The sequence below is a fragment of the Streptomyces sp. T12 genome (assembly GCF_028736035.1).
Classification (GTDB): domain Bacteria; phylum Actinomycetota; class Actinomycetes; order Streptomycetales; family Streptomycetaceae; genus Streptomyces.
Map to the genome: position 1 here is coordinate 1,307,981 of NZ_CP117866.1, position 12,460 is coordinate 1,320,440.

Annotated in this window: 7 protein-coding genes; 5 read left to right on the top strand and 2 right to left on the bottom strand. The window is 68.3% G+C overall.

Annotation, left to right across the window (positions count from 1 at the left end; genetic code table 11):
• Nucleotides 1–84 precede the first annotated feature (84 nt).
• Nucleotides 85–2,037, top strand: a complete 1,953-nt coding sequence (locus PBV52_RS05715) for an RICIN domain-containing protein (RefSeq protein ID WP_274237178.1) — start codon at nt 85–87, stop codon at nt 2,035–2,037.
• A 362-nt stretch (nt 2,038–2,399) separates the two neighbouring features.
• Entirely contained in the window at nt 2,400–3,101 is a 702-nt protein-coding gene (locus PBV52_RS05725) for a FadR/GntR family transcriptional regulator (RefSeq protein WP_274237179.1), read from the top strand.
• 192 nt (nt 3,102–3,293) lie between these two features.
• Here PBV52_RS05725 and PBV52_RS05730 read toward each other — a convergent pair whose 3' ends face one another.
• The gene (locus tag PBV52_RS05730; RefSeq protein ID WP_274237180.1) at nt 3,294–5,012 is read right to left on the bottom strand and encodes a glycoside hydrolase family 6 protein; all 1,719 of its coding nucleotides are present in this window, start codon (nt 5,010–5,012) and stop codon (nt 3,294–3,296) included.
• A 753-nt stretch (nt 5,013–5,765) separates the two neighbouring features.
• Here PBV52_RS05730 and PBV52_RS05735 point away from each other — a divergent pair.
• The 3 genes from PBV52_RS05735 to PBV52_RS05745 all read left to right on the top strand — a co-directional run bounded on the left by PBV52_RS05735 (nt 5,766) and on the right by PBV52_RS05745 (nt 11,322).
• Nucleotides 5,766–8,684, top strand: a complete 2,919-nt coding sequence (locus PBV52_RS05735; protein WP_274237181.1) for a glycoside hydrolase family 48 protein — start codon at nt 5,766–5,768, stop codon at nt 8,682–8,684.
• Between the two features lie 239 nt (nt 8,685–8,923).
• The gene (locus PBV52_RS05740; protein ID WP_274237182.1) at nt 8,924–9,946 is read left to right on the top strand and encodes a LacI family DNA-binding transcriptional regulator; all 1,023 of its coding nucleotides are present in this window, start codon (nt 8,924–8,926) and stop codon (nt 9,944–9,946) included.
• A gap of 236 nt (nt 9,947–10,182) precedes the next feature.
• Entirely contained in the window at nt 10,183–11,322 is a 1,140-nt protein-coding gene (locus tag PBV52_RS05745) for a cellulose binding domain-containing protein (RefSeq protein ID WP_274237183.1), read from the top strand.
• A 74-nt stretch (nt 11,323–11,396) separates the two neighbouring features.
• Here the strand turns inward: PBV52_RS05745 and PBV52_RS05750 are convergent, their stop codons facing one another.
• On the bottom strand, nt 11,397–12,350 hold the full coding sequence (locus PBV52_RS05750) for an expansin EXLX1 family cellulose-binding protein (RefSeq protein ID WP_274237184.1): 954 nt from the start codon (nt 12,348–12,350) through the stop codon (nt 11,397–11,399).
• Between the last annotated feature and the right edge of the window lie 110 nt (nt 12,351–12,460).

A 12,460-nucleotide genomic window follows, 5' to 3' on the forward strand; every position in this document is an offset into this window, starting at 1 on the left:
ACACCCCGACACCCAGGCCGGCGTCAACAGCCCCAGGACGTCGTCGTCACAGCAACCAATGCCATCGATCCACAGGAGTGGGCCATGTCCTCACCAAGAATGTCTCGCCGTACGTTTCTCGGCGCTGCGGGTGCGGCGACCGCCGCGACCGCCCTGCCACTCGTCCCCGGCTTCTCCGGCCTTCTGTCGCAAGCGTCCGCCGCGGACACACAGACCAACCTGAGCAAGATGGTCGACATGCGGTTCGGCATGTTCAACCACTTCAGCCTGGGCACGTTCACCAACGAGGAGTGGGCGGAACCCAACCAGAGCCCCACCCTCTTCGCTCCCCCGAGTGTCAACTGCGCGCAGTGGGCCGACGCGGCGGCCGCCGCGAAAATGAGCTACGGCATCCTGACCACCAGGCACCACGACGGCTTCGCCCTGTGGCCGAGCGCCCACGGCACCCAGAACGTCGCGAACAGCTCGTACAAACACGACGTCGTCCAGGCGTACTGCGACGCCTTCCGCGCGAAGGGGCTGAAGGTCGGGCTGTACTACTCGGTCTGGGACCGCACCTTCGGCGTCGAGGCATGGGAAAGCCGGCACAAGGTGTCCGGGCTCCAGATCACCGATGCCATCCACCCCGCCCACATGACCTTCGTCCTCGGTCAGCTCCGCGAGCTGCTCACCAACTACGGCACCATCGACATTCTGATGACCGACGGCTACGCATGGCAGATGGGGCAGCAGGCCGTCTCCTACCAGGCGATCCGTTCGCTGGTGAAGGAGCTGCAGCCGGACTGCGTCATGATCGACCTCGGCGCGCTGTCGGAGCCCTTCCTCGGCGACGCGATCTTCTTCGAGGAGCCGATGGGCATCACGGCGCCGGCGGGCAACACCTACGCCGCCACGCAGGGGCAGACCATCAGCAACGGCTGGTTCTGGCACCCCTCCACCCCGACCGAGAGCCTCATGAGCAAGGCCTCGATCCTCTCGCACCTGGCCGACCTGGAACCGAAGTACACCTCGTTCATCCTCAACTGCCCGCCCAACCGCAACGGCCTGCTGGACACCAACGTCGTCAACCGGCTCGCCGAGGTCGGCGCGGCCTGGAGCCCCAACACCTCCAGGCCGCCGCTGCCCACCCAGATACTGCGCGCCGAGCACCCGGTCACACCGGTCAACGCTTACGCCACCGGCTACCACACCGGCGAGGGCCCGTTCCACGCCATCGACGGACTCAGCGACAACCGCTACGAGACCTGCTGGTCGACCTGGGGGCTGCCGGCGCCGCTGCCGCAGTCCATCACCATCGACCTCGGCGGCGTGTGGAGCAACGTCTCCACCCTGGAGTACCTGCCCAAGCAGTGGGGCCGCAACAACTCCACCGACGGCGACATCACCTCGTACACCATCCTCACCAGCACCGACGGGGTCAACTTCACCCAGGTCGCCACCGGCACCTGGGCCGGCAACCGCAAGACCAAGGTGGTCGAGTGGCCCAACCGGAACGTGGGCTTCGTACGGATCCAGGCCAACGCGGCCACCGGCGGCTACGCCAACGTCAGCGGCCTCCGGATCGGCGGCCGGTCGGTCAGGCCGGCCCTGGTCTCCACCACGCTGCCCGGCGACGGCACGGTTTACCGCCTGGTCGCCCGGCACAGCGGCAAGTCCGTCGACGTGGAGGGCAGGCGCACCACCGACGGCACCAAGGTCCTGCAGTGGCCCTCGCTCGACCAGACGAACCAGAAGTGGACCTTCGTCAAGACCGGTGACGGCTACTACAAGATCAAGGGTGTGGGCAGCGGCAAGCTCCTGGAGGTCCAGGGTCTGTCCCGCGCGGAAGGCGGCACCGTCGGCATATGGGGAGACGCCAGCGCTCCCCAGCAGCACTGGGCCGTCACGCCCACCGGTGACGGGTACTACGTCCTCATCGACCGCTACAGCGGACTCTGCCTCGCCGTCGACGAGGGCAGCACCGCCAACGGAGCCAACATCGAGCAGCAGCCGTACGCGTCACAGACGCACCAGCAATGGCAGATCGTCCCCTCCTGACCTGCCTTCCGCGGACGCGGGGCGCCCCGGCACCCCGCGCCCGCACGCGTGCCGGATTCCATGAGGCGTTGGGAGCAGCCCGGCCAACCTGTAGCCGCGTGGGGTCGACACCGAGGGCTTCGCTCTGTCGATCGCCGAGGTCTGCGAACGGCGCGGTACGACCTTCCGGCGGCGATCGCCTTCCCGCTCGCCCATCCGGCTATCATCAACGTCACCCTGGGTGTACGGAGTCCGGAACAGGCGGCACGGAACGTGGAACTCCACCGTCGGCACATCTCCGAAGGTCTCTGGGACGACCCTGGCGCCCAAGGACTCATCAGGTCGGACACACCGACGCGGAACGGTCACGGAAGGAGCTCGCGGTGTCCCTGACGGACAAGGCGATTGAGCAGATCCGCGAGCTGATCCGCACCGGTGCGCTGCCCCCCGGCTCGAAGCTGCCGCCCGAGCAGGACCTGGCAGCCCAGCTGGGTCTGTCCCGCAACCTGGCCCGTGAAGCGGTCAAGGCACTGGCCGTCGCGCGCATCCTGGAGGTGCGACGGGGCGACGGCACGTACGTGACCAGTCTGCAGCCGAGCCTGCTCCTGGAGGGACTGGGCGGAGCAGTGGAGCTGCTGCAGGGCGACTCGGCCGCCCTCCAGGACCTCATGGAGGTACGGCGGCTCCTCGAACCGGTCGCCACCGCGCTCGCCGCCACCCGGATCACCGACGCGCAGCTGGCCGAGGTGAAACGGCATCTGGACGCCATGCGCGAGGCACGCGAGGACGTCGAGCGCCTCAATGCCCACGATGCCGCCTTCCACCGTGCCGTCGTCTCCGCCACGGGGAACGAGACGCTGCTCACCCTGCTGGAGGGCATTTCCGGCCGCACGCTGCGCGCCCGTATCTGGCGCGGCCTGGTCGACACCCACGCCGCGGGCCGGACCCTGGCCGAGCACGAAGCGATCTTCTCGGCGCTCGCCACCCGCGACGCCCAGCTCAGCCATGCCGCCGCCTTGCTGCATGTGAGCAGCACCGAACAGTGGCTGCGCCAGCACCTGCAGTCCACGGAGGTCACTCGGTGACCGGGCCCACATTGCCCATTACTTCCTGATCCCTGATTTCCTGAGCCCTGCGCCGTCCCTGAGGACGCCCGAATCAGCAGTCCGTTCCGACGTTCGGGCGCGCTCGACCGTGGAGCGCGGGAACCGCCGGAATCCGTCCCTCGGGCCTGCCGAGCGGGACTGACTCCGGCGGTCACGCACCCCGTCAGCAGGTCATGACAGCGGCGGGTACGCGTTCTGGATCAACTGCCGGAACTGGGCGGAGAACCAGTGTCCGGCCAGCGGCGAGTTCGGCAGTGCGCCCGTGGGGTTGTTGCCGTTGCGGGGGTTGCCCCCGTACGTCGGGTCGCACATCCGGTCGAAGCCCTTGCCCTCGTCGTTGGGGATGGCGGCGCTGTTCCCGTCCGACTCCCCCGGCGGCTTGACCCACACGTAGGCGTCGATGCCGGAGGCCGGAGCAGCGGTCGGCCGTTCGCCGATGCCTGCGCCGCTCTGGTTGCACCAGTTGCCGGCGTGGATGCGCCGGTCGATGCGGCTGGCGTCGACGTAGCCGTCCACGGTGGTCTGCGCTCCGGGACCGGTGGGCCGGGCGGAGCCGCCCCAGCCGTTGCGCGAGGTGTCGATCAGCATGCCGAGTCCGGAGTCGAATCCGGCCGCGACGAGCTTGTCGCGCAGCGCCTGGGCGAAGGACTGCTCGTCCACGTACTGGTTCCAGTCCACCCACTTCGACTGACGTACGGTCTGACCGTTCACCGTGTCGGTGACCTTGAGGTAGGGCTCCTTGGTGGGGCTGTAGTTCGCGGTGTTGACGATGAAGCCGGCCACATCGTTCACGCTCGCGCCGTTCGTCGTCGCGACCTTGTGGAACTGCTGCACCGCGGGGCCGAGGTTGCTGTCCCAGCCGAGCCAGCCGTGGTGGGCGGCGTCGATGTAGTTGTAGACGTTGGGGATGGCGCCCAGCTTGTCCAGGGCGTAGCTGACGCCCTTCTCGTAGTTGCCGTTGCTCTTCATGGTCACGCAGGCGTCGGTGGTGGTGGGGGTGCCGCCCGCATTGGTCACCAGGTTGGGCAGCGAGTCGGGCTCGATGACGGTGGCGATCCGCAGGCCCGCGTACTTGGACTCGGACAGGATCGACACGATGGGGTCGATGTACTGGGACTTGTACTTGTCGATGTCGTTGGGCCCCAGCTCACCGTTGGAAGCGAGGGCGGCGCAGTCGCGGCCGGGCAGGTCGTAGATGACGAGCTGGACGACGAGATCGCCGGAGCCCTTCTGCTTCAAGGCCTCGTCGAGGTGGGCGCGCAGTCCCATTCCGCCGCCGACGCCGTTGATGGCGGCGATCCTGTCGAGCCAGACGGCGGTGGGCTGGCCCGCGATGCTACTGCCGCCCGGCTCGGCGGCGGCCTTGGCGGACCACTCGGGGTTCACGTAGGCCTTGGCGCCGGTGTAGGGGTTGTTGACCTTGCCGGAAGGGGTGCCGGGGTCGGTCGGTCCCGGGTCAGTGGGGCCGCCGCCGCCGACGTTGCAGACGACGCCGTCAAGCGTGAACGTGGCGGGTATCGCGTTGGTGCCGCTGTAGGAGCCGTTGAAGCCGAAGCTGACCGAACCGCCGCTCGCGAGAGTGCCGTTGTAGCTCTCGTTGGCGGCTGTGACGTCGGCACCGCTCTGGCTCACCTTCGCGTTCCAGCCGTTCGTGACCTTCTGGTTTCCGGCGTACGACCACTTCACCGACCAACCCGACTTGGCTGCCGCGTTGTTGGTGATGGTCACCGCGGCGGTGAAGCCGGTGTCCCACTGGCTCTGCACCTTGTAGTCGACGGTGCAGGGGACGGCCGCGGTGGCAGCGCCCGCCTGACCGACGAGGAGCGCCGTCCCCGTCGTCCCGGCGACCAGCGCCAGGGCAGCGAGCAGCGATGTCCTGGTGTAACTCATGAGTGCGGGTTTCCTTCTCTCGATGTGGACTTGCGGATGGAGGGCGCGCGAAGGGGCGCGCTGCCCGACGCTCTACGCGGTGGCTGCGCCGCCGCAGGCTGAGTTCAGGGAGGGACAGCAGGAGCAGTCCCGCGTGTTCGAGGTCCGGTCCGGACGGGACGGCGCGCGGTCGTCGAAGCACTTCACGCCCCGGTCGACGAAGGAGTGCGGCCCGTTCGTCTCAGCGGCGCCGCGTACGGCGCCGCGTCCGAGTAGCCGGCCGCTCGGCCCGTGTACTGACCGCGGGACCCATACGGTTCGAGCGGGGACGTCCTGCCGGACGTCTCGATGTGGGCCGCCAAGACCTCGACGGTATTGATGGGCGCTACCGCGGGGTTCGCAGCGACACGCGGCCGTGGCTCCTCGGCCCGATGGCACCGGCAGGACCGCGCTCGGGACGAGCGCGACCGGACCGTCGCTGACTAAAAGTACTGAATGCGGGGGGTGTCGCATGAGCGAGTCCTTACAGCTTGGCGCGCCGCTACGGACGCGTCGAGTGATGGAACCGCTCCCACTGGTGAGGAGGAAGTTAGCGCCAACTGACGGGGTTTCATAGGGTCCTTGCGAAACTTTCGCCCCCATCAGCTCAGTTCGAACTTTGAACTCCTCGACGCCTTGACGGCACTTGCCTCCATCCCCACGATGGGAGCGCTCCCACTGGATTCAGGCCTTGGCATCTCTCCGTGAGTCGCGTGACGCAAGGAGGAACAGCACATGGATCCCGGACGCAAACGCAGAGCCGTACGGCGGCTTTGGACCGCCGTCGCCGCCGCGTTCGCCCTACCCCTGTCGATGCTCGCCACCGGCACGACCACCGCGAACGCGGCGTCCGTGCAGTGCAGCGTCGACTACAAGACCAACGACTGGGGTTCCGGCTTCACCGCCGACCTCACCCTCACCAACCGCGGCACCACCGCGATCGACGGCTGGACGCTGACGTACGGCTACGCGGGCAACCAGAAGCTCAGCAACGGCTGGAACGGCACCTGGTCGCAGTCCGGCCAGGCGGTCACCGTGAAGGACGCCGGATACAACGGCAAGATCGCCGCGGGAGCCGCGGTATCCACCGGCGCGCAGTTCACCTACAGCGGCACCAACGCCGCCTCCACCAACTTCGCGATCAACGGCACCAGTTGCACCGGCGCCCACCAACCCCCCATCACCGTGCTGACCAGCCCGGCGGCGGGCGCCGTCTACACCCAGGGAAACGCGGTCCCGCTCGCGGCCACCGCCGCGGCCGCGGACAACGCCACCATCAGCAAGGTCGAGTTCTACGACGACACCACGCTGCTGGACACGGACACGACGGCGCCCTACTCGCTCTCGGCCTCAAGCTTGACCGTGGGCAGTCATTCGCTGCTCGCGAAGGCGTACGACAGCCTCGGCGCGTCCGGGGAGTCCACGCCGGTCGGTATCACGGTCGCCTCGGGTCCCGCCGTGGTGGCCTCGACGAACCAGCTGGCGGTGCAGCAGGGCAAGACGGGCACGTTCGAGGTGAAGCTGTCGACCCAGCCGTCGGCGAACGTCACCGTCACCACGGCCCGGGCGAGCGGCAATTCGGGGCTGTCGGTGACCGGCGGCGCCTCGCTCACCTTCACCCCCTCGAACTGGAGCACCGCGCAGAAGGTGACCATCACGGCAGACTCCTCCGGCACGGGGGCGGCGACCTTCGAGTCGACGGCCGCCGGGCACGGCAAGGCGACGGTGACGGTCACCCAGATCGCGGCGTCCAAGGCCTACGACGCCCGGTTCCTGGAGCTGTACGGCAAGATCACCAACCCGGCCAACGGCTACTTCTCCCCCGAGGGCATCCCCTACCACTCGGTCGAGACGCTGATCGTCGAGGCTCCGGACCACGGCCACGAGACCACGTCGGAGGCGTACAGCTATCTGCTCTGGCTCCAGGCCATGTACGGGAAGATCACCGGCGACTGGGCCAAGTTCAACGGCGCCTGGGAGATCATGGAGAAGTACATGATCCCCACCCACGCCGACCAGCCCACCAACTCCTTCTACAGCCCCTCCAAGCCCGCGACCTACGCGCCCGAGGAGGACACGCCGAATCAGTATCCGACCGCGCTCGACACGTCCGTACCCGTCGGCTCGGACCCGCTCGCCAGTGAGCTGAAGTCGGCCTACAACACGGACGACGTCTACGGCATGCACTGGATCCAGGACGTCGACAACACCTACGGTTTCGGCAACACCCCGGGCGGCAAGTGCGAGGCCGGCCCGACGGAGACCGGGCCGTCGTACCTGAACACCTTCCAGCGCGGCCCGCAGGAATCGGTGTGGGAGACGGTGCCGCAGCCGACCTGCGACGCCTTCAAGTACGGCGGCAAGAACGGCTACCTGGACCTGTTCACCGGTGACGCCTCCTACGCCAAGCAGTGGAAGTACACCACCGCCCCGGACGCCGACGCCCGTGCGGTGCAGGCCGCGTACTGGGCGGACCTGTGGGCGAAGCAGCAGGGCAAGGGCTCGGCCGTGTCGGGCACGGTCGCCAAGGCGGCCAAGATGGGCGACTACCTGCGGTACGCCATGTACGACAAGTACTTCAAGAAGATCGGCAACTGCGTGGGAGCCTCGTCCTGCCCGGGCGGCACCGGCAAGGACGCCTCGCATTACCTGTTGTCCTGGTACTACGCCTGGGGCGGCTCCACCGACACCAGTGGAGGCTGGGCCTGGCGGATCGGATCCAGCTACGCCCACAGCGGCTACCAGAACCCGCTGGCCGCCTACGCGCTCAGCAACCACGCCGACCTGAAGCCCAAGTCGTCGACCGGCGCGGCCGACTGGAGCAAGTCGCTCCAGCGGCAGATGGAGTTCTACCAATGGCTCCAGTCGGACGAGGGCGCCATCGCCGGCGGCTCGACCAACAGCTGGGCGGGCCGCTACGCGACTCCGCCGGCCGGGAAGTCGACGTTCTACGGCATGTACTACGACCAGCAGCCCGTCTACCACGACCCGCCGTCCAACCAGTGGTTCGGCTTCCAGGCGTGGTCCATGGAGCGGGTCGCCGAGTACTACCAGCAGACGGGGAACGCGCAGGCCAAGGCGGTCCTCGACAAGTGGGTCAAGTGGGCGCTGTCCAAGACCACGATCAACCCGGACGGCAGCTACCAGATCCCCTCCACCCTCCAGTGGTCGGGCCAGCCCGACACCTGGAACCCGTCAAGTCCGGGTGCCAACAGCGGACTTCACGTCACCGTCGCCGACTACACCAACGATGTCGGCGTGGCGGCCGCGTACGCCAAGACGCTCACGTACTACGGCGCCAAGTCCGGTGACGCCGAGGCGAAGTCGACGGCGAAGGCGCTGCTGGACGGTATGTGGGGCAACTACCAGGACAGCCTCGGTATCGCTGTTCCCGAGACCCGCAGCGACTACGGCCGGTTCAACGACAGCGTCTACGTGCCGAGCGGCTGGACGGGCAAGATGCCGAACGGCGAGACCATCGACTCGTCCTCGACGTTCTCCTCGATCCGGGCCTTCTACAAGAACGACCCGGCCTGGTCGAAGATCGAGGCCTACCTCAAGGGCGGCGCCGCGCCCGTCTTCACCTACCACCGGTTCTGGGCCCAGGCGGACATAGCCCTGGCCATGGGCTCGTACGCGGAACTCCTCGAGTAGCCTCCGCCGGCGCTCCGCGTACGCGACCCCGTCACCAGGCGACGGGGTCACCCAGCCGGGCGGCCCCACCCGCACCAGGGGCCGCCCGGCCCTCGCGCGCGCATCCCACACGACCAAGCAAAACGGGAGCGCTCCCAACCTTTGGGTGCAGCGCGACCGCCTGTAACCATGCCACTGGCGAAGTCATGTGCTCGATCACCTCCGGCCGGTAAGATCGGTGATCTCTTGGGGGAGGTGGCATGGGCAGACGGCGCCCGGGGACACCGACGCTGGAGGAGGTGGCTGCCCACGCGCGGGTGGGACGGGGCACGGTCTCCCGCGTCATCAACAACGCGGCGGGCGTGAAGGAGTCGACGCGCCGGGCCGTGCAGCAGGCCATCGAGGAACTGGGTTACGTGCCCAATCTCGCAGCCCGTTCCCTGGCCGGGCGGCGCGCCGACGCCGTCGCCCTGGTCATGACGGAGCCGGACTGGCGGCAGTTCGCCGAGCCCTTTTTCTCCGAGATCGTCCGCTCGCTCGGAGACGCGCTGACAGACACCGGGCTCCAGCTGCTGCTGACCCTGGTCCGCTCGGACGCCGAGCGGCAGCGCTTCCTCGAGTACGCGCGCGGAGGCCGGGTCGACGGAGTCCTGCTGATGTCCGTGCACGCCGGTGATCCGCTGCCGGACATGCTCGCCGAAGCCCGGTTGCCGACCGTGCTGCTGGGGCGCCGCTCGGGCGAGGAGTACGTCAGCTACGTCGACGCGGACAACATCGGCGGAGCCCGCAGCGCAGTGTCCCACCTGCTGCGACAGGGCCGCAGAGTGATCGCGACCATCACCGGCCCGCTCGACCTGTACGCCGCCCAGTGCCGGCTGCGCGGCTATGAAGAGGCCCTGGCGTCGGCGGGCCTGGACGGCGAGCCGACCCGTGTCGCCGAAAGCGACTTCACGGCGGAGAGCGGACGCCGGGCCATGGCCGAGCTCATCGAACGACATCCGGATATCGACGGCGTCCTCGCCGCGTCCGACACCACGGCCGCGGGGGCCCTGGAGGCCCTGCGCGCGGCCGGACGCCGTGTGCCCGAGGATGTCGCCGTGATCGGCTTCGACGACTTTTCGCTGGCTCAGCGGACCGAACCACCGCTGACCACGGTGCGGCAGCCGATCGAGGAGATCGGGCGGGCCATGATCCGACTCCTCCTGGAGGAGATGGAGGAGGGCGCCGTGGCCTGGCGTCACGTCATCCTCCGTACGGAGCTGGTGGTACGCGAGTCGACCTGACCTTCGTCGGCGAACTCGTCCAGGGGAGCGCTCCCGGAGTCGGCGCGCCGCGTCTCGGTGCCCGTGTCTGAACTGCGTCTCCGAAATCGTTTCGACAGGTTCTCGTCGACAGTCTTGTCATGGACCTGAACCATCCCTACAGTCCCTGCCGAACCCACGAATGGGAGCGCTCCCATTCGCAAGGTTGCGGGAGCGCTTCCCCTACCCCACCCCCCATCCCTCTGAAGAGGATCCGCATGCGTCCTTCACCGCACCATGCCCACAGCGCGCGTGGCCTGCTCGGCGCGCTGCTCACCTCGCTCGTCTCGCTCGCCGCGCTTCTGACCGCAGCGTCAGTGGCGCAGGCCGACACCACGATCTGCGAACCCTTCGGTTCAACGACCATCCAGGGCCGCTACGTGGTTCAGAACAACCGCTGGGGCACCAGCGCCACCCAGTGCATCGCCGTCACCGACTCGGGGTTCAGGATCACCCAGGCTGACGGATCCGTCCCCACGAACGGCGCTCCGAAGTCCTACCCGTCCGTCTACAACGGCTGCCACTACACCAACTGCTCGCCCGGCACCAAGCTTCCCGCCCAGCTCAGCACCATCTCCAGCGCGCCCACAAGCATCTCCTACAACTATGTGAACGACGCGGCGTACAACGCCTCGTACGACATCTGGCTCGACCCCACGCCCCGCACCGACGGCGTGAACCGGACCGAGATCATGATCTGGCTCAACAAGGTCGGATCCATCCAGCCCATCGGTTCCCCGGTCGGCAACGCCAGCGTGGGCGGGCGCGACTGGCAGGTGTGGTCCGGCAGCAACGGCATGAACGACGTGCTGTCGTTCGTCGCTCCGTCGGCGATCAGCAGCTGGAGCTTCGACGTCATGGACTTCGCCCGGCAGGCCGTCTCCCGTGGACTCGCGCAGAACAACTGGTACATGACGAGTGTTCAGGCGGGGTTCGAGCCCTGGCAGAACGGTGCGGGCCTCGGCGTGAACTCGTTCTCCTCCACCGTCAACACGGGCTCCTCCAGTGACCCGGGCGGTCCGGGTGACCCCGGCGGCTCCACGGCCTGCAAGGTGGCGTACGGGGCGAACTCCTGGCAGGGCGGCTTCACCGCCGACGTCACCATCACCAACACCGGCTCCGCCCGCGTCAGCGGCTGGAAGCTCGCGTTCACCCTCCCCTCCGGGCAGCAGATCACCAATGCCTGGAACGCCAACCTGTCCGGGTCGTCGGGAGCCGTCACCGCGAGCAACGTGGCCCACAACGCAGAGCTGGCGGCCGGCGGCCAGGCGACCTTCGGGTTCCAGGGCACCTCCAGCGGCACCTTCACCAAGCCCTCGGGCTTCAGCCTGAACGGCACCGCCTGCACCACCGTGTGACACACGCTCACCTTCCGGGGCCCGACTGATTCCTCCACGCCGACCGGCGGGCCCTCGAAGGTGGCACAGCGGGGTCAGTGCCGGGCGAACTGGACGCCCGTCGACTGCACCGCATCCGGCCGCAAATCGATCCCGTTGACGGTCAGTTGTTCTCCGTAGATGTCGGTGAGCCTGATCGCGCCGCCGCACCCGCTTCCGTCGGGGGAGAGGAAGTAGTTGTAGTCGGTGCGGGTCAGTTGGCGCCAGCCGCCGCCGGTGCGGACCTCCAGCCGAGCGAGCGGGTTGCGGTGGCCGATCGCCTGAATGCCGCACCAGTAGGGGCTGGACCCGTTCTTGTAGCGGATCGAGATCGTGCCCGCCGTGTCGGGGCTCAGCAGGCTCCAGGTGATCGCGATCCGGCCCGTCGAGACGGGAGTCAGTTTGGCGAAGGCCTGTTCGCTGAGGTCGAGTTGCCCCGGTGCACAGGGCAGAGGGCATTCGTTGGTGATCCGGACCGTGACGGAGTTGCCGTTCGCCGCGCGGACGAGCACGTAGGCCCCACAGGCCGCGGACGTCTCGTAGTCGGTGGTGTTCATCGCCGCGATCATCATGTCGTCGCTCGGGCCGTACGAGCAGGCGCCGTCCCCGACCCCGGCCTTGTAGACGGTGGCGACTCCCTGGTAGGTGCTCTTGGGTCGGATCCGTCCGGCCAGGGATGACGTGGCAGGAGCCGTCCGCGGGGAGGCCGATGACGGCGACGCCGACGGGGTCGGTGAAGCCTTCGGGGTCGTAGCGCCGGCCGACGGGGACGCGGAGCCTGCGGACGGGGAAGGGGTAGGGGACTTCTTCCCCGGCGATGTCGGCGGGAGAGTTTCCTCGGAGTTGGCGACGGCCGTGGCCGGGGCCCGCCCGGCATCCTCCTTGCGGTCGGATTGCATCGTCATGACCAGGCAGACCAGAAGACCTGTGACGACCAGCCCCGCGGTGGTGCCCACCATCAGCCGGCGTCTGTGCCTGCGCTGCCGCGCGGCCTGGCGTGTCTCTCGCATGTTCATCCGTTCGGAAGAGCGTGTCGGTGTTGCACTGCTCAGTTGCCGCAGGTGGCGAAAAGGTTGCCGCCGATTTTTCGATCGGGTCGGGTCACCGGACATGAACAGCC